This window comes from Methyloceanibacter sp. (assembly GCF_058506495.1).
In genome coordinates this window covers 1-25,051 of sequence record NZ_JBZMXT010000024.1, presented here as the reverse complement: position 1 = coordinate 25,051, position 25,051 = coordinate 1, and the positions used below count along the sequence as shown (strand labels likewise).

Below are 25,051 nucleotides of genomic sequence, written 5' to 3'. Positions count from 1 at the left end.
GCGGGGACCCAATGAGCGGTCCCGGTTTCATCGTCGCTGCTCACAAGTCTGGCGCTGGGAAGACCACGCTGACCCTTGCCCTGCTTGCGGCTCTGAGGCGGCGCGGCCTCGCGGTCCACGCCGCCAAGGCGGGTCCGGACTATATCGACCCGGCCTTTCATGAGCGCGCGACCGGCCATGGCAGCATCAACTTGGATAGTTGGTCTATGCCGCCAGGACTACTCGATGCCCTGATGCGAGAGACCGCAACTGACGCCGATTTTGTTGTTGTGGAAGGCGTCATGGGCCTTTTTGACGGGATTGCTGGCCCCCCAGGCCGCACCGGCGCCACTGCGGATTTGGCGAGCCGCTTCGGCTTGCCCGTCATTCTGGTCATCGACGTCACATCGCAAGCTCAGTCGGCCGCCGCATTGCTGCGGGGGTTTGCGACCCATGATCCAGCCGTAAAAATTGCAGGCGTGGTCCTCAACCGTGTCGCGAGCGATCGGCATGCCAAGTTGGTCTCGCGCGCCATTAAAGCCTTGCGGATTCCCATTCTCGGCCAGCTGCCGCGAAATAGCACGGTGTCCTTGCCGGAACGCCATCTTGGTCTCGTCCAGGCTGGAGAGCATGACGATTTGGACCATCGGTTCGCAGCTCTTGCGGACATGGCCGAAGCGCATCTCGACCTCGATGCGATACTGGCTCTTGCGCGTCCCGCCCAGATCACTGGGGAAGCGGTCTCAGGTCGCCTGCCGCTACCCGGCAATCGTATCGCTGTGGCTCAGGATAGGGCCTTCACGTTCCTCTATCCCCATCTCGCTCGTGCATGGCGCGAACAAGGGGCAACCCTGGTGCCCTTCTCACCGTTGGCGGACGAAGGGCCTGATCAAACATCGGATGCCTGCTGGCTGCCGGGGGGCTACCCGGAACTCCATGCAGGTACGCTCGCTTCCGCCACCAACTTTAAGGCCAAACTCGCGAGCTTCGCGCAGTCGCGGCCCGTCCATGGAGAGTGTGGCGGGTACATGGTTCTCGGTGAGGGTCTCGTGGATGGCGACGGGACGCGCTACGCGATGGCGGGGCTCCTCAGCCACGCTACGAGCTTCGCCGATCGCAAGCTACATCTTGGCTATCGCCAGGCCGAATTGCTGGAGCCATCCGTGCTCGGCGACGTCGGGATGACCGTGCGCGGTCACGAGTTCCATTATGCCCAAGTGATCGAGTCAGGGCACGATGCACCGTTGGCCTCGCTTGCGGATGGCGAAGGCCAGCCCATGGGCTCTGCAGGCGGGCGGCGAGGCACTGTGACAGGCAGTTTCTTCCATGCCATCGCCGCTGCATAGAAGCCCAACCTAAGATGTCGATTTTCCGGAGACCTGCGCTTCGTCGAACGTCGCCATGCCGGTATGGCAGGCAAGAGCCGCGCGCAAAACGAGGAGCGCCACGCTCGCGCCCGTACCCTCGCCAAGGCGCATACCGAGATCAAGCAGTGGGGTCATGCCGAGTTCCTGCAAAAGAAACTCGTGACCGGCGTCAGCCGATTTGTGCCCTACGCGAGTATGGTCGAGCGCGTCGGCCCGAAGCACTTTGAGCGGCGCGACGGCGGCGGAGCTGACCATCCCGTCGATTAGAACGGGGATACGCTTGTGGCGTGCGGCGAGGCATGCCCCCATCATGGCCGCGAGCTCGCGACCGCCGACCGCAGCGGCGGCCCGTAATGGGTCTCCGAGCACATCGGAGTGACACAGGAGCGCCTGTTGAATCACGGCACGCTTGCGGCCGAAACCATCCTTGCCAACGCCCGTGCCTGTGCTTGCAAACCGGGCGCCGCCGCCAAAGAGCGCGCCGGAGATTGCCGCTGCAGCGGTCGTGTTGCTGATGCCCATCTCACCCAGAATGACCAGGTCGGCATCCTCAGACACTTTATCGTAGCCAGTTCCCACGGCGGTGAGAAACTCTTCCTCGCTCATGGCCGGCGCTTCCGTGAAATCCGCTGTCGGGCGATCAAGCTCCAGTGACGTCACGCGCAGGTTCGCCCCGTTGGTGCGCGCGAGCTGATTGATGGCCGCACCACCGGCGACGAAGTTGGCCACCATCTGCGCCGTGACCTCGGACGGATAGGCCGAAACGCCCTGAGCAGCAACGCCGTGGTTGCTGGCAAAGACGAGAATCTCGCACTTGTCCAAGGAGGGAGGATTGCGTCCCTGCCAGGCGGCAAGCCAACAAGAGAGCTCTTCGAGCCGTCCGAGCGAGCCGGGAGGCTTCGTTAGCTGATTCTCACGCGCGGCCGCCGCGTCGGCGGCTGCCTGATCAGACTCTGGCAAGTCAAGGCACGCTGCGCGCAACTGTTTGAAGGAAGAAAATCGAGACATTTCGGCGTAGGGTCCCACAACGGTGTTTGGGGAGACGGAAGGAAGTTCACTCCATGGGCGGCATTACCACGGACCTCAGGACGGGCCTAGCCTTTTGCACGCGGCTGCCTATGCGCGCGCCGGACGACACACCGCTTTCGCGGGCCGCTTGGACGCTTCCAATCGCCGGCCTTGCGGTCGGCTTGATTGGCGGCCTGGTGTTGTATCTCGCGCTTGGTTTCGGTGTGCCTCCGTTTTCAGCCGCGACGCTTGCCGTGGCCGCAACGGCCCTCACAACGGGCTGCCTTCACGAAGACGGACTCGCGGATACCGCCGATGGGTTCGGCGGCGGTAGGGAGCCGGAGCGTGTCCGTGAGATCCTGCGCGACAGCCGGATCGGCACCTATGGTGTGATCGCACTGATTATCTCATTCCTGCTCCGCATTGGCGCACTCGCGAGCCTGGCAGCCGTCGGCGTGGGGCCTGCAGTTTTTGCCCTAGTCGCTGCCCATGTTGGAGGTCGAGCTGCGCTGCCTGTGATGATGCGGGTCGTGCCGCGTGCCAGAGAGGACGGCTTGTCGGCTACCGCGGGCCGGCCAAGCGCAGGCGTTACTGCGGGTGCGCTTGCCATTGGTCTCGTCGTGGCCGTCGCCTGTCTGGGGCTTGGGGCGACCCTGACCGCCACGGCCTTGGGGACGGTGTGTCTCATCGTTCTTGCACGCATGGCAATCCGGAAAATTGGCGGTCAGACCGGCGATGTCTTGGGAGCAGCAGAGCAGGTCACCGAGATCTTGATCCTGCTTACAGCGGCAGCGTTGCTCTCCGGATAGCTTGGGTACGAGTTAGGAAAACAAAAACGCTAAAGGCTGTGTAAGGCGGCGAAAAGAACTTGCTGGTATGGTGTCACCAGCATTGCCCGAAGCGGCCCTAGACCATTAGGCCAGAAGGAGCCCAGTCACTTACGTATTTTGATCGCAGCCTTGTCTTGGTTGGCGCAGCTTTGGTCGTCCCAACGCCGTCGCAGGCTGAACCTGTGCCGCTAACCGGTACAGCGAGCCACACGCTTGCCGAGGACGCCGATTTGGCGGTCGTGGAGGTCGCCAAAAGATCGCGGAGAACGGTGCGGCGCAGCGCGCGAAAGTGTGGTTGGCAATGCAGGCGCTATTACACTCCGTATCAGTATCGCTATTGGAAGTTTTACTACCCCTTTGGGGGTCCGTTGTTCTACTCGAGACGGTAACCTGCTTCATCAGACTGCGATAAAAGGGGTAACACGGCACGATGTCCTTGTGGCAGAGTGCGCCGCGTGACGCCGCCGCTACCAGCCATAACCACACGCGCGCTTGCGCTTCTCGAGGCCGCCCGGACCCGCGCGGGCGCTCCCGAAGTCCTGCCCGGCCGAGTCGTCATCGTCGATGTCGAGCGACAAACGGCGACGTTGGTCGACAATGGTTCGGCCGTCCGGTCATGGCCGGTCTCAACCGCGCGCAACGGGATCGGAGGCGAGGAGAACTCTTTCAAGACTCCGCCCGGCTGGCACCGCATCGATCGAAAAATCGGCGCCGGCGCGGATCAGGGAACCGTCTTTGCCTCACGGGAGCCGACCGGCGAAGTGTGGCGTGGCGATGCTCGTGATGCGGACCTTATCCTGACACGTATCCTGACGCTGGATGGCCTCGAAGAAGGCATCAATCGAGGGCCGGGCTGCGACTCCCGAGAGCGATACATCTATTTTCATGGCTCTAACCATGAGGCGCTGATCGGGCGGCCTGCATCATGCGGCTGCGTGCGCATGCTCAACGAGGATATCGCTACACTTTTTGACACAGCTCAGGAAGGGGACCTCGTTCTTATTGCACCGCCCGAGGACCGCGCCATCCCTGCCGTATCTTCTGGTCGTTTTCACTATGCGGGGCTGGGCGGCTCGGGCATGAGCGCGATTGCTCAGTTTCAAGCGATGAAGGGCGGGCGCGTCAGCGGCAGCGACCGAGCTTTCGATCATGGCGAGCGGGCTACCGTCCGCGCTCAGTTCGAAGCGCTCGGCATCCATGTGTTCGAGCAGAACGGCAGCGGCATCGGGGATGATTGCGCCGCACTGGTCGTCTCGACGGCCGTGGAGGAGACGGTCCCCGACTTTGCAACGGCAAAAGCGCGCGGCGTGCCAATCGTCCATCGATCCGAGATGCTCGCGCACTTTGTTGGCACTTTCCGCTCGATTGCCGTGACGGGCACAAGTGGGAAGTCGACCGTGACGGGCATGACCTTTGAGATTCTGCGCGGGCTCGGCGTCGATCCATCCGTCATAACCGGCGGCGAACTGCCGGTGCTGCAAGCGGAAGGTCTGATTGGCAACGCGTTCGCCGGCACGTCGGACCTCCTTGTTGTTGAAGCGGACGAAAGTGACGGTTCACTCGTTCGCTACGCGCCGGCGATTGGCGTCATCCTTAATCTTCAGCGCGACCACAAGGAAGTGGACGAAGTAGCCGCCATGTTCGCCACGCTGCGCGCCAGGACACGGGAAGCCCTGGTAGTTGGCGATGACCCCAATCTAGACGCGTTTGCTGGCACAGCGATACGCTTCGGCGTCAGCGAGCGCGCCGATATTCGGGCAGTCAACGTGGAGCATGATGCGAGCGGGACGCGTTTCGAGGTGGACAACGTCGCTTTTGCCATCCCGGTGCCTGGACTCCACAACGTGACAAATGCACTTGCGGCCATTGCCGCGTGCCAGGCCGCCGGACTGCCCTTGGAAGACATGGCGAAACCGCTTGCGGGCTTCTCCGGCATTGGGCGGCGGTTTCAGACGATTGGCCATGCGTCGGGAATCGAAGTCGTGGACGATTTCGCTCACAACGCGGAGAAAATATCCGCCGCGATACGCACGGCGAAGCTGAGGGGGCGGCGCGTTCTTGCGATTTATCAACCGCACGGCTACGGGCCCACGCGATTTCTCTGGGATGACTTCGTGGAGACATTTTCTCGTGAGCTTGCCGAGGACGACAAACTGTTCATGCTCGAGGTCTTCTACGCCGGCGGCACAGCGACGCGAGACTTCTCCGCCGCCGATATCGTGAACGAGATTGCCGCAAATGGAACGCAAGCGATCTTCGTACCCTCACGAGAGCAGCTGACCGACGCGATTGCGCGCGAAGCGCGGGAGGGGGACGTGGTTCTTGTGATGGGCGCAAGAGACCCATCTCTCACAGCTCTCGCGCGCGATATTCTCAGCGCCATCAAGTAAGTCTCGGCTATTCGGGCCGCGTCCACGCCTAGTTGCCAAGAATCCCTGACAGGAAATCGTCAACGGTGGTGGCGCCGCCGCGCCGGCGGCGAGGCTCCGAATACCGTCGATTGGGCGTTGTTTCTGCGAATTCGGCGCCGGAAAACGGCACGTTGAAATAGGCCGGATTCTTGAACAGCTTGGCCGCCATCTGATTGTCGATGCCGTAGACGTCTCCGAACTCCCGAACCGAGCCGAAGCCGTCCGCAACGAGCGTGTTGTAGGTGAGGTGGACAGGGATTTTCCGCCGGAGCGAAATAACCTTTGTCTGACCCTGGGAACGCGCCAGCACGTCTTGAACCGAACCCATTGACCACCCCTTGTCCTCTGCAAGCAAGACGGCGGCGAACTGTGCAGGTTGATGCACGCGGATACACCCATGGCTGAGCGTGCGAACTTGGCGGCCGAATAGTTCTTTCTGCGTCGTATCGTGCATGTAGATGGCGTGCTTGTTCGGGAAGTTGAACTTGAACTGGCCAAGCACGTTGTGGGGGCCGGGATCCTGCTGGAACGTATAGGAGTGGACGTTCGCAGTCTGCCAGTTAACCGCATCCGCATCGACCGGTTTCCCGCCGCGACTGACCGTTAAACCATAGCGCCTGAGCATTCTGTTTCGGGATTCCCGCCCGCCAAAAAAGCCACCCGAACGCTGCGGGCCCTTCAACTTAGGCGCAATGTCTTCTTTGACGATCGTCGGCGGGACTGTCCAATTTGGGTTGAACACGATGTTGCGCATTGGCGCCGAGAAGAACGCCGTCGCATACTTGGTCTGACCCACGATCGTTATTGCCTTGTAGATTTCGCGACCGCCCTTCACGACACGGAAGTTGAACTCCGGGATGTTATTCCAAACGTGGAAGTTGCCGAGGTCGGATGGCAGCCAGCGCCAGCGCTCCATATTGATCACAATGAGCTGGACCATTCGGTCATCGTCCGGGTTACGGCCAATATCCTTTGCGGAGGCGCGGGCTTGGACCAAGGCAGTATGCAAGCTTTGATACTGCTGATGTTGCGGATGGAGAGCGAGCAGCGCCTCGTCGGGTGTTTTCGATTCCGCAATCTCGATGAGCACCGCTTTGGGATCACGTGCCTTCGGGCTGAAATCGAAAAGTTTATGAGCCTTGGACGGTGTGAGCCGCCCGTTTTGCGCATGCCGGGCATATTTCAGCACGGCTGCAGACAGCGCCGCCTCGGCATCGGCCCTTTCTTCGTCCGTCGTCAGCACTTTGTTGGCTGCAGGCACGGCATAGGCGTCCGCATCCAGACCCCAGTCGTCAGCGTCGCCGATCGTTGCGATGAGCGTCTTGGCATTTTGCGTCAGGCCATCTCCGGCGATCCAGAGCGGGTTGTCGTCACGCTCGCCATAAAATGCCTTCAGGGCTTCCAAATCCGCAGACGCAACGCGTGGGGCTGAGCTCGACAGTTTAGAGCGAACCACCGCTATGACAGGGTCGACGGGGGGAGGAGGAGGCGGGTCCAAATCCAACGATACATTGTCCGCTCCCCCGGTCGAGGACTCGCGACCAGTGGAGAGTTCCGCTTCCGTCGAGATTGCCGCAGACTTCGTGTCCTCACCCTTCGTCTTTGCGTCAGACGACGACTCTCGATCTGTAGCCACGTCGTCGGAGCGATCGCTAGCGGAAGGGCCATCCGCAGAGGGTCGCAATTCCGGAGAAAGCGCCGCGACCTCAGTGTCCCCGACCTCCGTTTTCGCGCTGGGAGGCGGCGAGATATCGAGAATAACGGTGGCATCATGGACACGAGAATCTGGTGTGGCCGTCTTGTCAGCGAGCGCATCGGTGGCAGCGTCGCCGTTATCAGTCACGCCGTCAGCCTTGGCCAGACCTTCCGACGTGTTCACAGTGCCTGACATGCGCGCACTTGCTGGCTTCTGAGGCGGTGCGGGCGGCAAGGACGCCGTGACATGCTTATTGTCGTCGGCCCCAGCATCGGAAGCCTCAGCCTTATCAGCGGATTTTTCGTCCTTGGCGGCCGTCTTCTCTTCGTCGGCACTCTCAGGCGTCTTGTCTTCGGCGACACGCGGCTTGGCCGCGTCGTCGCTCATGGCGTCGGGACGCCCGTCGGCCTCTGCAGTTTCCTTGACTTCTGCCGGGTTTTTCGCCCCAGGCTCCTTGGTGTCAGTTGCCGACTTGGTGTCTGTCGCCGGCGTTGTCGCGTTTGCGGCAGTCTCAGTATCCGCTGAATCCTCTTCAGTGGCTTCCGCTGCCTTGGAGGTGTCGGCAACGTCCTCCTCAGATTTCCTGGTCGACCCACCTGAGGCGGCGCTACCATCGTCCTGCGCTTTTGCGTCTGCGCTCTTCGACTCGAACTTTTTCGTTGGCGTTTGCTCTGCGGTCGCCGTGTCCGAGCTCTTGTCGTCTGTGGTCTTCTCTTGAGAGGCCTTGTCCTTATGGGCGCTCTCATCAGCGTCCGCCTTCTTCTCGGCAGTCTTGGACCCAGCGGCCTTGGAGTCGGCTGTCTTGGAATCGACGGCATCGTCTTCCGAGGCTTGGCTCGCAGCCGTCTCGATCTCGTCTGACTTCAAGTCGGTGTTTTCGTCCGCCGTAGCCTTTCTCTTGTCGTCGGACTTCGCGGCCTCTGCGGTCGAGCTCTCAGAGTCCTTCTCAGTCTCGTCTATCGCCGTTGTCTCAGCCTTGTCGTCGGTGTCGCTCGCCTCAGTCGCCGTCTTTCGTTCAGCCTCAGCATCTTCCGTATCGGACGCTTTGGCCGAGGCTGCACCCTCGGCTTCTAAGGCTTTGTCGTCCGTGTTCGCCTTTTCCTTCTTGGCCGTTTCGATACGCGTCTTATCGGTTTCCGAAGACGGTGTGGCGTCCGATGCCGTCTTTGAAGCATCCTTATTGCGGTCCTCTTGCTCGTCCGCATAGCCCGCACGATCCGCGACGCGCCTCGGCGCTGGTAGAGCAAGCGAGACCGTGGCCGCTGATGCGGTGCCGACGCTGAGGGCCGCAAGGCTGTTCTTTGCGATGTCTGGAGAAGTCGCCTTGGCGGAGACGGCGGCGAAGGTCCGATCCGGATTTCGAAGCGGCTGAACGGGCGCGGCCCGACGATAGCGCTTGCGCTTCACAACCTTCTTGCCACCGAAGAGACCGGGCACACGGAATTCAGCCGTTGCCGAAGTCGGAACTGCTGTGGTCCCTAACCAAAAGCCCGCCACGGCCAGAATCGTCAGTCCAACAATGACGAATCGTCCTCTCATTCGTCGTCCCTCAGAGCCTCTGAGCGCCAAATTTGAATGTAGACGGCGCTTTTCTGAATGTGGAGAGGTTTACGTAGGAGTTTTAGCATAGGGACGAAACAGGGCGGTTCCTTGGCTAAACGACTTGAGCGCAACGATTTAGCTCGCAAGAGAGCTTCGCATCTTCTCGACAGTTTCGCGACGACGATGTTGGCTCCGCCGATAGTCGATCTAATGACTTCATCGTCCCTATGCTCATAATTTCAGCATAAGTTTCGGTTTGAGTTGGACTTCGGGTTGGCCTGGATTTGATCGATACACGCTTCGATGCAACAGTTCCTCAAATCAAGACAAATCTAAGTTGTTTCGAGCGCAATTGCTGGCACGTGCAAAGGCACGCGAACTCGGCCCTATTCTTGCTTAATTTTTCAAATGGGCTCTCGCGCCCAATCGAAACCGTCACCCGAAAAGGCATAAGCGTATGTGTGGATTGTGCGGCGAGATCACATTCGACGGCTCGCCAGCATCGGTCGAGGCTATTGAGGCCATGACCTGCGCGATGGTTCCGCGCGGACCGGACGCCGGCGGCATTGTGTCCCGCGGTTCATTCGCTTTCGGTCACCGACGCCTGAGGATCATTGATCTTTCCGAACGTGGCCAGCAGCCCATGGTCGATTCGGAGCTTGGTATCACGCTCGTCTTCAACGGCTGCATCTACAATCACAAGGAGCTTCGCGCAGAACTAGAAACCAAGGGTTATCGCTTCTTCTCGACAAGCGACACCGAAGTCGTCCTCAAATCCTGGCACGCCTGGGGGAGGGAAGCGCCAAGACGGTTCAATGGGATGTTCGCCTTTGTGGTCTGCGAACGCGACACGGGCCGGGTTGCAATGGGCCGGGACCGCCTCGGCATCAAGCCGCTCTACTATTCCAAGACCGACAAACGAGTGCGCTTCGCTTCCACGCTGCCCGCGCTCGTTTCAGCCGGAGATGTCGACACGGCGCTCGATCCTGTTGGTCTTGCCCTCTACATGACGTTCCACGCGGTTGTCCCGCCTCCGCACACGATCTTGCGAGGGATCCGAAAGCTGCCGGCGGCGACGCTTCGGGTGATCGAGCCCGATGGGACTTTCAAGGACGAGCAGTACTGGGACCTTAGTTTCAAGCGGTCTGCAGAAGATTTGGCGACGAGCGACTCGGAGTGGAAAGATCGCGTCGGAGCGACGCTACGAAGGGCTGTCGATCGGCGCATGATCGCCGATGTCCCCGTGGGTGTTTTGCTCTCAGGCGGCGTAGACTCGAGTCTCATCGTGGGCCTCTTGGCCGAAGCCGGTCAGCAACATCTGAAGACATTCTCCATCGGCTTCGAAGCTGCGCACGGCGAAGCGGGCGACGAGTTCATTTACTCGGACATCATCGCAAAGCACTTCGGCACGGATCACACCAAGATCATGATCCCGACCAGCGACATGTTGGAGGCTCTGCCGCAAACGATTGCGGCAATGTCCGAACCAATGGTTTCCTATGACAACGTCGGGTTTTACCTGCTCTCGCGCGAAGTCGCGAAGCACGTGAAGGTCGTTCAAAGCGGCCAAGGGGCGGATGAAGTCTTCGCCGGCTATCATTGGTATCCAAAACTGGCCAACTCCAATCACGTTCTGACGGACTACAAGGCGCTGTTCTTCGACCGGGGCCGTGAGAAGCTCGCATCGCATATCAATGCAGCGTGGATGGCAGAGGAGGATGAGCCCGCCCGCTTGGTCGAGGCGCATCTTTCGAAGGATGGCGCCGAAACGCCGCTTGATCGCGCTCTGCGGATCGACACGACCGTTATGCTCGTCGACGACCCGGTGAAGCGCGTCGACAATATGACGATGGCTTGGGGACTCGAGGCGCGGGTGCCATTCCTGGATCACGAGCTCGTGGAGCTCGCCGCTCGCGTACCGCCCGAGATGAAGCTCAAAGACGAGGGCAAAGGTGTGCTGAAAGATGTAGCACGAGATGTTATCCCTTCGTCTGTGATCGACCGGCCGAAAGGCTATTTCCCCGTGCCTGCGCTGAAATACATCGACGGTCCCGTGCTGGAAATGACGCGCGACGCTCTGTCATCGCAGGCTGCAAACGATCGAGGCCTATTCCAGCCTACCTATCTCGATAACCTGTTCTCCGATCCGAAATCGCATATTACGCCTTTGCGTGGATCGGAGCTTTGGCAGTGTGCGCTATTGGAGCTCTGGCTTCAGTCTCACAACCTCTAGGCACAGCATGAGCACGGAAAAAAGCAGCGCCCAAGACGCTATGGAAAGTGGCGGACCACATAGCACTACGCCACGCGCCGACTTGGCGCCCAGGGGTGCCGTCGAGAGCAACGTCGCCTTTGATTGCGGCTGGGGACGGCTTCTGTTTGGACAGACTTTTGCCGACGCGTCGGACCTTGCCGATTGCCTGAGAGCAGAGGGGCCGGGACGCCGTGACATCGCGTTCTACATTCTGGATCCACATGTCGTTCTGGCTGCGGCGCCTCAGGAGCTATTCCTCGATCCCTCCCATACCTATCGGCTTAACCTCAAGACCTACGAGCCCGCGTCGACCGCGCCTAGGGGCTTCCACATAAGGCGTTTGGAGTCACTGCAGGACGCCGAGGAAATCAATCGCGTCTATGCAGCTCGGCGCATGGTGACCGTGGCGCCGAATTTCTTTTGGGAACATCGCGACAGCGACGCGATCACGTATCTGGTCGCTGTTGACGACAAGACAAATACAATCGTCGGCACCGTCACGGGCGTGGATCACAATGCCGCCTTTGGGGATCCGGAAAAGGGGTCATCACTGTGGTGTCTTGCCGTCGATACGCAGTCGACTTTGCCCGGTATCGGCGAAGCGCTTGTGCGCAGTCTTTCGGAGCATTTCAAAGAGCGTGACTGCACTTATATGGACCTCTCTGTCCTGCACGATAACGAGATGGCGATCGCGCTGTACGAGAAGCTCGGGTTCATCCGGTGGGCCACATTTACCGTCAAACGCAAGAACGTCATCAACGAGCAGCTCTTCACCGAGACATCGGACGAGTACGATGCACTCAACCCTTATGCTCGTATTATCGTCGATGAAGCCCATCGGCGCGGCATCACCGCCGAGATCATCGACGCGGAAGGAGGGTTTTTCCGGCTATCCTATGGTGGTCGTTCTGTGGCCTGCCGTGAAAGTCTCACCGCACTCACCACCGCGATTGCCATGAGCATCTGCGACGACAAGCGCGTAACGCGACGCATTGTCAAAACAGCCGGAGTTAAGGTGCCTGAACAAATCACGGTGGACGAGGAGGACACGGCACGCGCCTTCTTGGGGCGCTACGGGTCGGTCGTCGTCAAGCCCGCGCGTGGCGAGCAGGGCAGGGGAATCGCGGTCGGACTGACAAATTGGGACGATACAAGAGTGGCGATTGACTACGCGAGAACGCTCAGCAACGAGGTGATCCTCGAAGAGTTCGTCGAAGGCGTCGATCTCCGAATTATTGTTATCAATTATCGAGTGGTGGCAGCGGCAATCCGAAAACCGGCCACGATCATCGGCAATGGGAAATCGACCGTCCGTGAACTGATCGAGCGCCAGACCAAACGCCGTCTAGCAGCCACAGGCGGTGAGTCCGCCATCCCAATGGACGCGGAGACAGAGCGCTGCCTGGCTGTGGCTGGCTACGGCTACGACGACATCCCCGAGACCGACGCGTCGATTGCCGTGCGGAAAACTGCGAACCTGCACACGGGCGGAACGATCCACGATGTGACGGGCATCCTGCATCGAGCACTAATCGATGCGGCCGTAAGCGCTGCTAAGGCAATCGAAATCCCCGTGACAGGCATCGACTTCATCGTGAAGACGCCTACCGAACCAACCTACTGGTTCATCGAGGCCAATGAGCGCCCAGGGTTGGCCAATCACGAACCGCAGCCAACCGCGGCCCGCTTTATTGATCTTCTTTTCCCCCAAACCGTCCCTGCGACTGTCCGCAAGGCGCTTCAAATGTAGGCGTCCTCGTACTACCCATAACCGATCCATAAGGGGTAGGCGCCAGACGCATGCCCCAAATAACGGGGCTGCGTCATGACCATTCTTCACATCGATCTGGATTACCTCGCCGACACGCTTGAGACTTTTCTGAACATCCCAAGCCCAACAAGCTACACGGACAATGCAGTCCAGTGGTGCGGCCAGGAACTCGATCGGCTTGGCATTCCGTTCGAAGTTACACGCCGCGGCGCCATTCGGGCCGTTCTTCGTGGCAAAGAGCGGCGGCCGGCTCGCGCGATCGCAGCGCATCTGGATACGCTTGGCGCCCAGGTGAAAGGCATCAAAGAGAACGGCCGACTCGCCATCGTACCCATCGGATATTGGAGTGCGCGCTTTGCCGAGGGTGCGCGTTGCACGATATTCACCGAGCGTGGCAGCTACAGAGGGACAGTTTTGCCACTCATGGCGTCCGGCCACACCTATGGCGATGACGTGGACGAACAGCCGACCGGCTGGCGTCATGTCGAAGTGCGCGTCGACGCACGCTGCTCTAGCGCCGCCGAGGCAAACCGGCTTGGGATCGACGTCGGCGACATCATCTCGATCGACCCGCAGCCAGAGTTTCTTGAGAATGGGTACATTTGCTCTCGGCACCTGGACGACAAGGCAGGTGTCGCGGTGATGTTCGCGGCGTTGAAAGCTCTGATTCCCGTTAAGGAACAGCTCCCGGTCGATGCGTATTTTCTGTTCACGATCGAGGAAGAGGTCGGCATCGGCGCCGCAAACATCCTGACAGACGAGGTCGCTTCGCTTATCGCGGTAGACAACGGCACGACGGCGCCCGGACAGAACAGCGCAGAGTTCGGCGTCACGCTTGCGATGGCCGATCAGAATGGTCCGTTCGACTATCATCTGACGCGCAAACTGGCTCGCCTGTGCCGCGAAGACGATATCTACTACCAGAAGGATGTTTTCCGGCATTACCGGTCCGATGTCGCCTCAGCGGTCGAAGCTGGCCACGATGTTCGCACCGCGTTGATCTGCTTCGGCGTCGATGCCTCGCATGGCTGGGAGCGGATACACATCCATGCCTTGCGGTCGCTTGCCGAACTCGTCACGGCTTACCTTCTCAGCCCGATCGCTTTCTGGCGCGACGCAGAACTGGTGGGGACACTTGAGGACTTCACCAGCCAACCGACCGAGAAGGCTCAACAAAAACTTTCCTCCGACGTGCGCATGGACGAGATCGAAGACGAGACCGTCGAGGAGTAACCGCCGAAGAAGCGATCGACCCCGGTGCGGCTGCGTAACACAACCGAACTCTCTCTTATTGTCAGCCTACGTCCTATACTGCCGACGCTGGCCAGCTCACCGTCTGCTGTGCAAGAGTGCGAGCCGCCATAATCAGGAAGGCACATCGCGTGGGCAAAGACGGCGACAAACTTAACAAGTCGACCATACTCGGCATGATCGCTATGGCTGTCGCGGTGTTCGTCATTGCCAACGATTTTACGGCACTGTCCGTTGCGATCCCAGCGATCGAAAAAGACTTCGGTACGAACGTGAACACGACCCAATGGGTGATCAATGGCTACGCCATGGTGTTCGGCGTACTTATCGTCACGGGCGGGCGACTTGCGGACATGTTTGGGCGGCGTCACGCCTTTTTCATTGGCTCTGCAATTTTTGCGACGTTCTCGGTTCTCGGCGGACTGGCGCCGAATGTCTGGATTCTTTTGGCCTGCCGCTTCGTGATGGGCATGGGCGGTGCGCTCATGTAGCCGGCGGTTCTCGGCATGACCTTTAGCCTTCTGCCACGCAGCAAAGCAGGACTTGCGGGGGGTCTCGTCATGGGCTCGGCAGGTTTTGGCAACGCGTTCGGACCGTTGCTCGGCGGCGCGCTCACAGATACGGTCGGGTGGCGCTGGGTTTTCTTTCTGAATCTGCCGATCGCGCTCGCGGCGATCCTCATCACCTATCTCGTCGTCGCACCCGACGCGCCGGCGAAGGGGGCCGAGAAGATCGACTATCGCGGCATGGGATCGTTGACGGTTGCCGTGTTTGCGTTGTTGCTCGGGCTGGATCTCGGCACGCGGATCGGTTGGAGCACGGGCTGGATCTACGGCCTCTTTGTTTTGTCGGCTCTCGCTTACGTCGTATTTTTCTTAGTCGAACGCCGCGCCGGCGACGCTGCGCTGGTGCCAGACGACGTCATGCGCAACACAGGCTTTGCGGCCGCCTGCCTGACGGTCCTCGCTATGTCGGCAATCTTCTTCGCTGCATTGCTCTACCTCCCCCAATACATGGCGCATAAATTGAATTTTAGCGCGGTGCAGTGCGGCGCAGGACTCCTGCCGATGATGGGAACGTTCGCGATTACCTCGTTCATCTCTGGGCGCCTTTATGCACGGCTAGGGGCAAAAGTGAGCGTTGTTAGCGGCGCGCTATTCTTGGCAGCAGGAATGTTCTTGCTGTCGCGCCTCCACAGCGGCACCCCCTATCAGGACCTGGTGTTTGGCATGGTGGTTCTGGGAATTGGCGTAGGCTTGTTCTACTCATCGATTACCACGGCAGGCATTACGGCGCTGGATCCGTCTCGCGCCAGCCTGGCCGGTGCCATCGTGTACATGTTTCAAATCGCCGGCGGATCGATTGGGCTGGGCGCAAACACGGCGATTGTCCTCAGCAATTCGAATTTCGCCGACGGAATCAGCATCGCCTTCTTTGTCGATGCATTAATCGCCGTATGCGGAGCGGCGATCGCGCTCTTCTTCGTAGGAGGCACGCTAGACCCGGCGAAGTTGGCGTCTGCCTGGCGTTACAAGCACCGGGCGCATGCTTAGGGCGACATTGTTGCATTTCTGCATCCCATGAAAGGAGATTCCCCCGCCCATTGATCTCGTTTACCCGCGTCTTCGTTTCCGTGCTAAAAAATCACTGCGATTCAATGAGGTTTCACGAATGCGGCTTGGGTTTGAGTTATCAGAGCACCACGGTTGGGGATACGGTGCTTTGACGCTTGGCGTGGTGTGCGCCATGCATTTGGGCGGTTTTTCCGCCTCGCAAGCTCATGCGCAAGCGGCGATGGTCGACGGCCCCACAGGCGGCGAGACCGTCGTGCGGAAGAGCGTCGTTGTCGGCGCTGCCCCAATCATCAGGCCGAAATACGAAGGCTCTCAAGAGCACGAAGTGATCCCGATCCCCATGGTCATCCCGAGCCTCGTCGAAGAAGAAGACACGCCGGATGGCGTCTTCAAGCAAGTCCGTCAACGCGTTAAATTTCGCGGGCTTGACGATGTCCGTATCAGGGTCTTTGGCGGAGACAGGTTCCGAGTTGGCGCGGTAACCGGCTGGATCACAACGCGGGACGAGGACGACGCCGATTTCTTGGAAGGGACCGGCGACATTGATGGGGGGCTGGTCGCCGGCGCTTACACAGCATACTCGCTTGGGGCCTTTACATTCGACGCGGCTTATATCGAGAAGATAACCGGCACATCCGCCGGGCCGCAGTATCGTTTTGGCGTCGAAACGACCCGGGAGATATCGGACCGCGCGGATTTCACCGTACGGGTCGGCACGACGTTTGCCAGCGCAGAGTTCATGCGGACTTATTTCGGCGTGTCGCCCACACAGAGCCGTAACTCGCGGGCCGGCATACCGACTTATACTCCTGATGGCGGCATCAAGGACGTGTTTATCGCAATCGGCGGGAGCTACGACATCAACGAACGATGGGTCTTCAAAGGCGGAGCGCGCTATGGTCGACTTCTTGGCGACGCCGAAGACAGTCCCCTTGTCGAGACACCTGACCAAGTCTCCGGAACCGTCGGCCTAGGATACCGTTTTTACTTGAAGCGTTAGAGTCCTCAGGCAGACAAACCTCGTCAAAGCTTGTCTTGGCAGGCTGCAGCGTGAGAGACGGAGATGCGCGCGCTGAGATGTCGAGCAAGCTTGCGGGTCACGACTACTCAGCAGCCGAAGCAGCTTTAGTCCCGCACACTCTTTCCGTCGGGGACGACCACGGCGAACATATCGCCCAGCGCCGAGAGGCTTGCCTGTTGGAGCTGTTCGGCGGGCACAACCTCCCCCGTTGCGGGATTGGGCAGTGCGCGTGTTGCGGTCGCGCCGGCAACGACCGTGTTCGCATAGCCTTTGTTGAACGAGGTCCGCGCGGTCGAGTTCACACACATATGAGTCATGAAGCCCACATAGATCACGTTCTCGACACCGTGCTTCTTCAGCTCCCAATCGAGCTCGGTTTGTTCGAACGCGGACGGGAACTTTTTAATGATGACTGTTTCGCCCTCGATCGGCGCCACGGACTCGGCGATCTGTCCGATTGGCGCGCCGACATCGTATGGGGTGCCAGCACCCGCATCGTGCATGATGTGCACAACAGGACGGCCCGCCTCCCGGAACCGACGCAAAAGTTCGGCCGCCTCCTCAAGCGCCGGCTCGACGCCCTCAAGCTGCATGACGCCTTCCCGATAGGTCTGCTGGCAATCGATAAGCACTAGGGCGCTCTCGGAAATCGGTGCTGGGTCGGGGTTCATACCCGTGAGGTCGCGAAGCGTCGGGTTGGACATTCAAGTTACTCCTGAGGGTGACGACTGGGGGTCGCTCTGTTGCCTTTATCCTAGCGCACAGCGGGCGGAAAGTTTAGGCGCTGAGGCGGCGCGGTTAGATCCGCCAGTTAAGGGACTTGCGCGCCAAGGAGACATGCATGGCGAGGAGCCGAGAGATGGTGCCGCAACCCAGACTCGAACTGGGGACCTACGCATTACGAATGCGCCGCTCTACCGACTGAGCTATTGCGGCCCTCTTGGCGTGGGCCCTGTCCATAATGCCAATGGCCGCTAGGCGCAAGCGGACTGCGCTCGTGTCGTTAGCGGATATGAGCAGACCGAAAGCGCTGCAAGGAGACTTCGCTTTCGTCTTCGCTATCCGGCGCGACGCCTGGATCGTCCGGCGCCCGGCGGGGCACGAGGATGGCAGAGGGCCGATCACCGTCCGCCGCAGCCTGTGTTGCAGCACCGCCTCCATCCCTTGAGAGAGCAGAACCGTCTCGCGCGCTGCTGCGCGAACCCGCGCTGCCTACGCTCTCGTTTTTCTCGTTCGTATCTAGGTCTGCGGCTGTGGACTCTCCGGTGCTGGTTCGCGCGCCCTCGGCGTCCCGTTTGTCGTCGGGTCCCTTCTCCGGCTCCGTCACGGCCACCTCTGTGGCCGTTCCTTCGATAACGGTCTCCTCCTTTGGTGGCGCAGTGGCCTCCGCCTTCTGGCCGGACGGCGAAGCTTGATCACGCTCTGTAGATGCTGACGCCTCTTGGTTGTCGCGGACCATCGCGCTGGCGTCCCGGGGCGGCTCCGTCCATTCGTCAATTTGGAGCGTCTCGTCGGGCCGGCCGATGGCATCCGCGGGCGCCCGCCACTCAAACGCATCGACAAGGCCCGTGACAGGAGACACCGGAAGCCAGCGGTCGGAGATATAGCCGTCGGCGATCCAAGCTCGGTCGCGCGGCGCGCGCAGCGCGCGCGCTAGCCACTCGCGCTCCCGACCCTTGTCACCACTACCCCCCTCTATCCGTGCCATAAGCGTACAGATCCTGGCCGATGGGGCGCCTTCCAAATAGGGGTTCAGCGCTTCTCTTGCCCGATCCCAGTCTCGTGCGTCCACTGCGGCCTGGGCGATGGCAACAGCCCCTTCTACGTCGCCCGGCGTCTGTTTGGCGAGATACTCGACGCGCTTGAGACGGTCCTTCGGCGAAAGCCCAGGCTTTGCGAACGCATACGCCACCGCGAGGTCGGGATGAGGCGAGAGAGACCACGTCCGCAGAATTTGCCGGGACGCTGACCGCACCTCGCCTTTCGAGGCAAGCAAGCGGCCCGCGATTTCTGCGGCCGGTACAAGCGACGGGGCCAGCCGAAGAGCTTCGTTTGCAAGGATGAGGGCCTTGTTGGGATCCGAGTGTTCAGTCTCGCGCGCTTCGGCGGTCAACAGTACCGCACGGCGCCGATTGGCAGTTGGCGAATCCACATGACCGTTCTGCCTGGCGATTGCCAGTGTATTCAAGGCTTGGTCCCAGTCGCCCTCTCGGGCTTGGAGATCGAACAACGCATTGACGCCCCAGGCAAGCTTCGGGTTTCGATCGACGGCCTTTTGCGCAAGGACCAGCGCGGCGGCTTCATCGCCGGCGCGTTTGGCCTCGAGAAATAGGCCACGCACGCCGAGTAGCTCCGTGTCTTGATTGTCGAGCATCCCCTCGAAGCTTCGGCGCGCCGCGGCGTCGTCCCCTTTGAGCTGCGCGGTCTGCGCCTTCAGCAATGCGGTCAACGGCTCTCGTGGCAGCGCGCGCTGAGCCACGCCCGCATAGCGCTGAGCCTGAGCGCGATCGCCGACGCCGATTGCCACGAGACCGCGCGACAGCGCATCAAAGCCCTGCTTCTGCTTGCGTTGGCGCATATGCGCCGCAACGGCTGCTGGTCGTGTCCAAATATATCGCAGCACCGAATAGATCAGGATCAAGGTGGCGACGAAGAGGGCAACGGCAACGACGCCGACAAACGCGCTGGTCTCAATCTGATAGCCGAGCCACTCAATCGAAATTGTGCCTGGCCTGTCGGCAAGCCATGCAAGCCCCAGAGCCGCAGCGATGACGAAGAGCGTGAAAAAGAGAATTCGCGTCATCGGCTATTCTATCTCTTCGTCTTGCGTCGCAGAGTCCGCCTTCTCGGCAACACCATCGCTGCCAGCCAAGGAGACAAGTAGGTCTTCTTGCAGCTGCTGCAAGGCAGTGTTCGCGTCGAGACGCACGAGCGCAGTGTCAATCCAGGGTCCGAAGAGCTGCGCGAGCGGCCCTTCAAGCTTCTCAACTTCCAACACTGCGGCACGGAGATTCCCAGCCTCCAACTCTGCTTGGGCCCGCGACAGGACTGCATCTGGTCCAGTACCGTCGGTCTGTTCGTCGATGCGTCGCACCTTCACGAGCGACTGCGCACTCCCCAAAAGCCGACTAACAAGGTCTGGCTCATCGCCTGTCTCCGAACGGGCTTTCTCAAGCAAACTAGCGAACGACAACGCCAGCATCGGCACCGTCGGAATGCCTCTGTTCTCGTGCTCGGCAAGTGCCTTGAGCTGCTCCGTGCCGCCCGATAACGCGCTCATCGTCGTCAACTCGGTTGCATAAGGGCGCCCAGAGTTCACCGAATCGCGCAAAGCCGAAAACGCAATAACCGAATTTGCCTTACGCGTTTGAGCCTTCTCCTCATCGACTGCGTCCAACACGGACGGAAGCGTCGCTTCGATCTCATTTAGTCGGCGCTGAAGCGCGGAGACGTCCGGCTTGAGAGAAGTGCTCTCGTTCCCGTCCATTGTCGCCGCCGTTAAGGCTTTGAGTTTTGCGTTGAGATCGGCAACCTCAGTCTTCAGCGCATCAACGGATCCGCTGTCGACGGATCCGGCCCCGCCCTGCGCGATCGCCGCTCGAAGCTCGGACTGGATCTTGCGCTGCATTTGACTGTCGAGACGCTTCTCAACCTCAGCAACCTGCCGGCTGATCGCTGCGGCGTCGGCGACGGAGCGCCCCCTGCCTGCGGTCTCGGCCATCGACTTAAGGCGCGTTTCCAACTGCGCCACTTGTGTCGAAAGGGTCCTTACTTCATTGGAGTCGACGGCTAGCGTCTTCTCGTCTTTGGCTTCAGATTCCAGTGCTGCCAATTGCGCCTTCAATCCCTCGATCGCTGCGGCGTTTTCCGCCGTCTTCGGTGCGGCCTCGAGAGCGGCGATCCTGGTCTGCATGTCGTTCAACGCGTCCCGGTTTTGCAGACCATCGATTGGCAGGTAGCCCCAGGCGATGGCAGCTAGAACCGCAAGGCCGCCCGCTAGGCCCGCGAGCGCGTGGGTGAACAGCGCAGCAAACCAGGCCAGGACACGGCTAACAAACGACTGGTCACCAGACCGCCCCTCGTCGGCTGGCTTTGTCGCGACCTGGTCCTCGTCCGCATCTGGAGGCTCGTGATCGTCAACAGTCGGGTCGTCGTCATGGCTACTGACGTCGTTTGTCTCGGCGTCGTGCTCCGCCGTGACGTCCTGCTCGGTCTCAACGAGGCGACCTTCTGGGGAGTCGCTGTCGTCTTGGGGGGCTTGGGCACCAGGTTCGACAGACACCTCCGTCGCCGTTCCCTCGATCGTCGGAACCGGACGCTTACCGGTGGAGTCGGATCTTGCGCCTCCTTCGTCGAAGGTACCACTCATTGAATCATAACCTCAGCGTTGTCGCCAACGTGTCCAGTTTCACAAGGTCGAAGCATACCGAAACGGCGCGCTCACTCGGACCTACTTGTCACGCACCAGACTCCAAAAGCGTAATAAGGTCTTCCTCGCGCGCAAATTGGGGCACGCATGCTTCGACTCCCAACGGCACAACCGCCTCTGCTATCGCCTTCGATAAACAATAGCAAACAAGTCCTTTTACCTCTGTGACGAGGCCATAGCGTTGCACAAGCCTTGCAAAGGCTCGAGCGGTCCGAGGCGACAACAAAAGAGCGCCCTCAATGTCTCCGCTCTTGAGCCCATCTACGACGTCCTCACTTAGAGTCTCGACCGGGTGAGACCGGTAAAGCACCACCCGGCGAAGGTCGATACCATCACTTTCAAGGGCACCTCTCAGATCGAAAGCAACCTTCTCGGCACCGATATGCACGAGCGGCCCATGGCTGGGATGGACTTCCTGACAAATAATAGGGTGCAAGCCCGCGCCAGTCCCAGGGCCGATCGTGACCTCGGTGAAGCCCAGCTGCCTTGCAGCCCAGGCCGTCGCCTCCCCAACCGCAAAGATCGGAAGAGCCACAGCCTTGTCGCGCTCGGGGTGCGTCCCCAGCGCGCGCAGCGCATTCCGGCTTGTTATGACGATAGCCTGTGCGCCGTCCAGATTCAGCGGAACATCTTCGAGAAACTCGATCTCAAGGAGCGGGGCACGCACGGGGTCATGCCCCAACGCCATCAGCGTCTCTACTTCCCGGGTCGCATCCGGCTCCGGCCTAGTTACGAGCAAACGCATCGTTCACATCACACAAGCTTTTCGATAAACGCTGGGCCGGCGCGTGTGCGCACATCCTCGCCAGCTCGTCGCCCAAGCGCATCCGCCTCAGCGATAGATCCAGTTATCTCAACTTCATGCCACTCTGCGCCGTCCGGCGAGAGAATCAAGCCACGAAAATGGATGGCCTCACCATCAACCGTAGCGAGCCCGGCGATGGGGGTGCGGCACGAGCCATCGAGCTCGGCAAGAAATGCACGCTCGCAGGTGACGGCAGTCTCTGTAGCGGCATCGTTTAACGGCTGCAGCAGGTCGCGCATGTCGGCATCGCCTTCGCGCGTGACCACGCCAATCGCACCTTGCGCAACGGCGGGCAGCATATCTCCAATGGGCAAGACTGACGTGGCCGCATCGCTGAGTTCAAGGCGGTCAAGGCCCGCCTTGGCCAAGAGCGTTGCATCGGCGACGCCCTCTGAGAGTTTTCGGAGCCGCGTTTGAACATTACCTCGAAAGTCGATAACGCGCAGATCCGGCCGGGCGCGTTTAACCTGGGCGGCGCGGCGCAAAGACGACGTTCCGACCACGGAACCCTCGGGCAGCGCTTCGAGCGAAACCGCGACGGGACTCAGAAACGCATCCCGCACGTCGGCGCGCGGCAACACGGCTGAAAGGCTTAATCCTTCTGGAAGCTGTGTCGGCAGATCCTTCATGGAGTGGACCGCAAGCGCAATATCGCCTCGGAGCAAAGCCTCGTCGATCTCCTTGGTGAAGAGACCTTTCCCGCCAAAATTGGCCAGCGGCGCGTCCAAAATACGGTCACCGCTCGTCGAAATGACACTCAGGTCGGCGGCGCCACGCTCCGAACCGTGATGTTCTGCTAGCCGATCGCGCACGTGTTCCGCTTGCCACAGCGCGAGCGGGCTGCCTCGGGTGCCAATGAAGGGAGTTGCAGGCAAGTTGCGAAAAATCCTCGCATTTACGAAGTGCCGGGAGGGTGGCTCACGGCGGGAAGGAGCCTATTATTGGACCGTTTCGCGACTCCCTTCAATGTCCCTGACTCAACTGTTTTGGCTCTATTTCTATTCAACCTTTGCCCGGCGCCAAGCTTTGCACTCTGTGCACGCAGCATGGCGAACTCGAACATGCTGCTGATGACTGCCTGCGTGGGCTGTCGCGCAGCCGACATGTTGCGTATTACAATGTCGAATAGGATGAGGACGTCTGGGGGGTCAGACCAAAAGCCATGAGTGGCCTTCTCGCACTGCTAGATGATGTCGCCGCTATCGCCAAGATGGCGGCCGCGCAGGTCGACGACATAGCGGCTCACGCGACGAAAGCCGCCAGCAAGTCCGCCGGCGTCGTCGTGGACGATGCGGCCGTGACGCCCAAGTATGTCACGGGTATCGCAGCCGCTCGCGAACTCCCCATGATCGGCAAGATCGCGGCCGGGTCTTTCGTGAGCAAGCTCGTGATCCTGTTGCCGGCGCTGCTTCTACTTCAAGCCTTCGCGCCCTGGGTTATCCCGCCACTTCTTATTCTTGGTGGCTGTTACCTTTGTTTCGAAGGCGCCGAGAAAATCTGGCATTGGACCTTAGGTCATCACGACACGAAGCACGAGACGACACAGACCGTCGACGCGGCCCATCTTGAAGAGCAACGGGTCAAGGGCGCGATCAAAACTGATTTCATTCTTTCGGCGGAGATTATGACCATCGCGTTGTCAACGATTGAAGTCGACGACATTTGGAGCCGCGCAGCAGTCTTGGCCGTGGTGGCAATCCTCTTCACGGTCGTTGTGTATGGCGTGGTTGCGCTTCTGGTCAAAGTCGACGACATCGGACTGCATATGAGCCAGGCAGCGCCCGTTAAGTTTTTGCGCTCGTTTGGGCGTGGGTTGGTCGTGGCCATGCCGACGGTGCTGAACGTCATCTCAGCGATCGGCACAATCGCCATGCTCTGGGTGGGTGGGAGCATCGTGGAACATAGCCTCCACACGCTTCACATCTCTTGGCTGCACGAAGCGACGGCGCAGATTGTGACGGCGCTCATCGGCAGCGACGCAGGCGGTGCGATCACGTGGACGATGACTGCTACCGTCCATGCTCTTTTTGGCTTCATACTCGGTTCGATACTTATTCCTATTGTGACAGTACTGCTGAAGCCGATCGGTGTGCTATTCCCGGAGAAATGAGCCGGAATCCGCTTACGCTCCTCGGGATCGAAACGAGCTGTGATGAGACCGCTGCCGCTGTCGTGCGCCTGCGTGCGGATGGAAGCGGCGAGATTCTCTCCAACATCGTTCGGGCCCAACTGGACCTCCACGCCGCCTATGGCGGCGTGGTGCCGGAGATTGCCGCGCGTGCGCATGTGGACTTGCTGGACCCAGCGATCAGGCAAGCCATGGCGGAGGCGCAGATCGCGTTTTCCGACTTGGACGGGGTAGCCGCCACGGCAGGGCCGGGCCTGATTGGTGGCGTGATTGTCGGTCTCACTGAAGCAAAGGCGATCGCGCTGGGGTGCAAGAAGCCATTCATTGCCGTCAATCACCTTGAAGCGCATGCGCTCAGCCCCGGCCTCACCGATGACGTTCGCCCCCCTTATCTGTTGCTGCTCGTGTCGGGCGGCCATACGCAGCTCATCGTCGTGAACGACTTCGGATCCTACACCCGACTTGGAACCACGCTCGACGATGCCCTGGGCGAAGCTTTCGATAAGGCCGCCAAACTTTTGGGCCTCGGCTATCCGGGTGGCCCAGAGGTCGAGCGCTGGGCCGCAAGAGGCAAACCCGTTATCTCGCTCCCGCGCCCCATGCTGGGACGCAAAGAACTGCATTTCTCGCTCGCGGGACTCAAGACCGCGCTCCGCCAGGAAGCGACGAGCCGCGCTCCGCTCGGCGAGCAAGACATTGCCGACCTCTGTGCTAGTTTCCAAGACGCCGTGGCCGATGTGGTCCGAGACCGTGTGAAGCGAGCCATGGATCTATTCGGAGAAATGTGCCTCTCCGTGGATCCGGCGTCGGACCGCGCGCCTCTCACGCTTGTGGCGGCAGGCGGGGTCGCCGCCAACGCACGGCTTCGGAAAGCACTAAGCGAAGTGGCCACAGAGCGTGGCTTTCGCCTCGTGGTGCCGCCCCCAACACTTTGCACCGACAACGCTGCCATGATCGCGTGGGCCGGAGCCCAGCGACTCGCGCG

At 60.4% G+C, this 25,051-nt stretch carries 17 protein-coding genes, 1 tRNA gene and 1 pseudogene; 11 read left to right on the top strand and 8 right to left on the bottom strand.

From position 1 onward, the window contains the following. Nucleotides 1-11: 11 nt before the first annotated feature. Nucleotides 12-1,325, top strand: coding sequence for a cobyrinic acid a,c-diamide synthase CobB (locus tag AC33YF_RS06500; RefSeq protein WP_491776387.1), 1,314 nt, complete (start codon nucleotides 12-14; stop codon nucleotides 1,323-1,325). Nucleotides 1,326-1,334: 9 nt separating this feature from the next. On the opposite strand, the gene cobT is transcribed toward AC33YF_RS06500, so the two are convergent. After that, on the bottom strand, nucleotides 1,335-2,354 hold the full coding sequence (gene cobT, locus AC33YF_RS06495) for a nicotinate-nucleotide--dimethylbenzimidazole phosphoribosyltransferase (protein ID WP_491776386.1): 1,020 nt from the start codon (nucleotides 2,352-2,354) through the stop codon (nucleotides 1,335-1,337). Between the two features lie 53 nt (nucleotides 2,355-2,407). Between cobT and cobS the strand changes: the two genes are divergently transcribed. Continuing rightward, on the top strand, nucleotides 2,408-3,163 hold the full coding sequence (cobS, locus tag AC33YF_RS06490; protein ID WP_491776385.1) for an adenosylcobinamide-GDP ribazoletransferase: 756 nt from the start codon (nucleotides 2,408-2,410) through the stop codon (nucleotides 3,161-3,163). A 476-nt stretch (nucleotides 3,164-3,639) separates the two neighbouring features. After that, nucleotides 3,640-5,574 carry a L,D-transpeptidase family protein gene (locus AC33YF_RS06485; RefSeq protein ID WP_491776384.1) on the top strand — a complete coding sequence of 645 codons (1,935 nt, stop codon included), beginning with the start codon at nucleotides 3,640-3,642 and terminating at the stop codon, nucleotides 5,572-5,574. 28 nt (nucleotides 5,575-5,602) lie between these two features. Here AC33YF_RS06485 and AC33YF_RS06480 read toward each other — a convergent pair whose 3' ends face one another. Beyond that, nucleotides 5,603-8,830 carry a L,D-transpeptidase family protein gene (locus tag AC33YF_RS06480; RefSeq protein ID WP_491776383.1) on the bottom strand — a complete coding sequence of 1,076 codons (3,228 nt, stop codon included), beginning with the start codon at nucleotides 8,828-8,830 and terminating at the stop codon, nucleotides 5,603-5,605. A gap of 460 nt (nucleotides 8,831-9,290) precedes the next feature. Here AC33YF_RS06480 and AC33YF_RS06475 point away from each other — a divergent pair, with 460 nt between their 5' ends. The 6 genes and pseudogenes from AC33YF_RS06475 (at nucleotide 9,291) to AC33YF_RS06450 (ending at nucleotide 16,683) form a co-directional block, all read left to right on the top strand. After that, nucleotides 9,291-11,066 (top strand): N-acetylglutaminylglutamine amidotransferase, encoded by a 1,776-nt coding sequence (locus AC33YF_RS06475; RefSeq protein ID WP_491776382.1) that lies wholly within the window; start codon nucleotides 9,291-9,293, stop codon nucleotides 11,064-11,066. 7 nt (nucleotides 11,067-11,073) lie between these two features. After that, complete coding sequence (gene ngg / locus AC33YF_RS06470; RefSeq protein ID WP_491776381.1) at nucleotides 11,074-12,837, top strand: N-acetylglutaminylglutamine synthetase; 1,764 nt, start codon at nucleotides 11,074-11,076, stop codon at nucleotides 12,835-12,837. A 75-nt stretch (nucleotides 12,838-12,912) separates the two neighbouring features. Beyond that, on the top strand, nucleotides 12,913-14,091 hold the full coding sequence (locus AC33YF_RS06465) for an osmoprotectant NAGGN system M42 family peptidase (protein WP_491776380.1): 1,179 nt from the start codon (nucleotides 12,913-12,915) through the stop codon (nucleotides 14,089-14,091). Nucleotides 14,092-14,285: 194 nt separating this feature from the next. Beyond that, a pseudogene (locus tag AC33YF_RS06460) lies at nucleotides 14,286-14,816 on the top strand (MFS transporter); the annotation flags it as partial. Nucleotides 14,817-14,855: 39 nt separating this feature from the next. After that, complete coding sequence (locus AC33YF_RS06455; RefSeq protein WP_491776397.1) at nucleotides 14,856-15,662, top strand: MFS transporter; 807 nt, start codon at nucleotides 14,856-14,858, stop codon at nucleotides 15,660-15,662. Between the two features lie 118 nt (nucleotides 15,663-15,780). Next, entirely contained in the window at nucleotides 15,781-16,683 is a 903-nt protein-coding gene (locus tag AC33YF_RS06450) for a MipA/OmpV family protein (protein ID WP_491776379.1), read from the top strand. 125 nt (nucleotides 16,684-16,808) lie between these two features. Here the strand turns inward: AC33YF_RS06450 and AC33YF_RS06445 are convergent, their stop codons facing one another. The 6 genes from AC33YF_RS06445 to hemC form a co-directional block, all read right to left on the bottom strand. Then, nucleotides 16,809-17,408: a cysteine hydrolase family protein gene (locus tag AC33YF_RS06445; RefSeq protein ID WP_491776378.1), complete on the bottom strand. Its 600-nt coding sequence runs from the start codon at nucleotides 17,406-17,408 to the stop codon at nucleotides 16,809-16,811. Nucleotides 17,409-17,564: 156 nt separating this feature from the next. Beyond that, nucleotides 17,565-17,640, bottom strand: a tRNA-Thr gene (locus AC33YF_RS06440). A gap of 67 nt (nucleotides 17,641-17,707) precedes the next feature. Beyond that, a complete protein-coding gene (locus AC33YF_RS06435; protein ID WP_491776377.1) occupies nucleotides 17,708-19,507 on the bottom strand; it encodes a heme biosynthesis protein HemY in 1,800 nt (599 codons plus the stop codon). A gap of 3 nt (nucleotides 19,508-19,510) precedes the next feature. Then, nucleotides 19,511-21,073 carry a COG4223 family protein gene (locus tag AC33YF_RS06430; RefSeq protein ID WP_491776376.1) on the bottom strand — a complete coding sequence of 521 codons (1,563 nt, stop codon included), beginning with the start codon at nucleotides 21,071-21,073 and terminating at the stop codon, nucleotides 19,511-19,513. Nucleotides 21,074-21,161: 88 nt separating this feature from the next. Further along, nucleotides 21,162-21,878: a uroporphyrinogen-III synthase gene (locus AC33YF_RS06425; RefSeq protein WP_491776375.1), complete on the bottom strand. Its 717-nt coding sequence runs from the start codon at nucleotides 21,876-21,878 to the stop codon at nucleotides 21,162-21,164. 8 nt (nucleotides 21,879-21,886) lie between these two features. Further along, complete coding sequence (hemC, locus tag AC33YF_RS06420; RefSeq protein ID WP_491776374.1) at nucleotides 21,887-22,813, bottom strand: hydroxymethylbilane synthase; 927 nt, start codon at nucleotides 22,811-22,813, stop codon at nucleotides 21,887-21,889. 287 nt (nucleotides 22,814-23,100) lie between these two features. Between hemC and AC33YF_RS06415 the strand changes: the two genes are divergently transcribed. Both AC33YF_RS06415 and tsaD read left to right on the top strand, forming a co-directional pair. Beyond that, the gene (locus AC33YF_RS06415) at nucleotides 23,101-24,048 is read left to right on the top strand and encodes a DUF808 domain-containing protein (RefSeq protein WP_491776373.1); all 948 of its coding nucleotides are present in this window, start codon (nucleotides 23,101-23,103) and stop codon (nucleotides 24,046-24,048) included. Further along, the coding region (tsaD, locus tag AC33YF_RS06410) for a tRNA (adenosine(37)-N6)-threonylcarbamoyltransferase complex transferase subunit TsaD (protein ID WP_491776372.1) at nucleotides 24,045-25,051 on the top strand (1,007 nt) is incomplete at its 3' end. The genes AC33YF_RS06415 and tsaD, both read left to right, overlap by 4 nt.

What these genes read in the sequence shown, in the direction of transcription:
- AC33YF_RS06425 (WP_491776375.1), bottom strand. Translation starts at nt 21,878, where the DNA reads ATGCGTTTGCTCGTAACTAGGCCGGAGCCGGATGCGACCCGGGAAGTA.
- AC33YF_RS06415 (WP_491776373.1), top strand. Translation starts at nt 23,101, where the DNA reads ATGAGTGGCCTTCTCGCACTGCTAGATGATGTCGCCGCTATCGCCAAG.
- cobS (WP_491776385.1), top strand. Translation starts at nt 2,408, where the DNA reads ATGGGCGGCATTACCACGGACCTCAGGACGGGCCTAGCCTTTTGCACG.
- cobT (WP_491776386.1), bottom strand. Translation starts at nt 2,354, where the DNA reads ATGTCTCGATTTTCTTCCTTCAAACAGTTGCGCGCAGCGTGCCTTGAC.
- AC33YF_RS06450 (WP_491776379.1), top strand. Translation starts at nt 15,781, where the DNA reads ATGCGGCTTGGGTTTGAGTTATCAGAGCACCACGGTTGGGGATACGGT.
- AC33YF_RS06480 (WP_491776383.1), bottom strand. Translation starts at nt 8,830, where the DNA reads ATGAGAGGACGATTCGTCATTGTTGGACTGACGATTCTGGCCGTGGCG.
- AC33YF_RS06465 (WP_491776380.1), top strand. Translation starts at nt 12,913, where the DNA reads ATGACCATTCTTCACATCGATCTGGATTACCTCGCCGACACGCTTGAG.
- AC33YF_RS06475 (WP_491776382.1), top strand. Translation starts at nt 9,291, where the DNA reads ATGTGTGGATTGTGCGGCGAGATCACATTCGACGGCTCGCCAGCATCG.
- AC33YF_RS06435 (WP_491776377.1), bottom strand. Translation starts at nt 19,507, where the DNA reads ATGACGCGAATTCTCTTTTTCACGCTCTTCGTCATCGCTGCGGCTCTG.
- AC33YF_RS06500 (WP_491776387.1), top strand. Translation starts at nt 12, where the DNA reads ATGAGCGGTCCCGGTTTCATCGTCGCTGCTCACAAGTCTGGCGCTGGG.
- AC33YF_RS06445 (WP_491776378.1), bottom strand. Translation starts at nt 17,408, where the DNA reads ATGTCCAACCCGACGCTTCGCGACCTCACGGGTATGAACCCCGACCCA.
- ngg (WP_491776381.1), top strand. Translation starts at nt 11,074, where the DNA reads ATGAGCACGGAAAAAAGCAGCGCCCAAGACGCTATGGAAAGTGGCGGA.
- AC33YF_RS06430 (WP_491776376.1), bottom strand. Translation starts at nt 21,073, where the DNA reads ATGAGTGGTACCTTCGACGAAGGAGGCGCAAGATCCGACTCCACCGGT.
- AC33YF_RS06455 (WP_491776397.1), top strand. Translation starts at nt 14,856, where the DNA reads ATGGGATCGTTGACGGTTGCCGTGTTTGCGTTGTTGCTCGGGCTGGAT.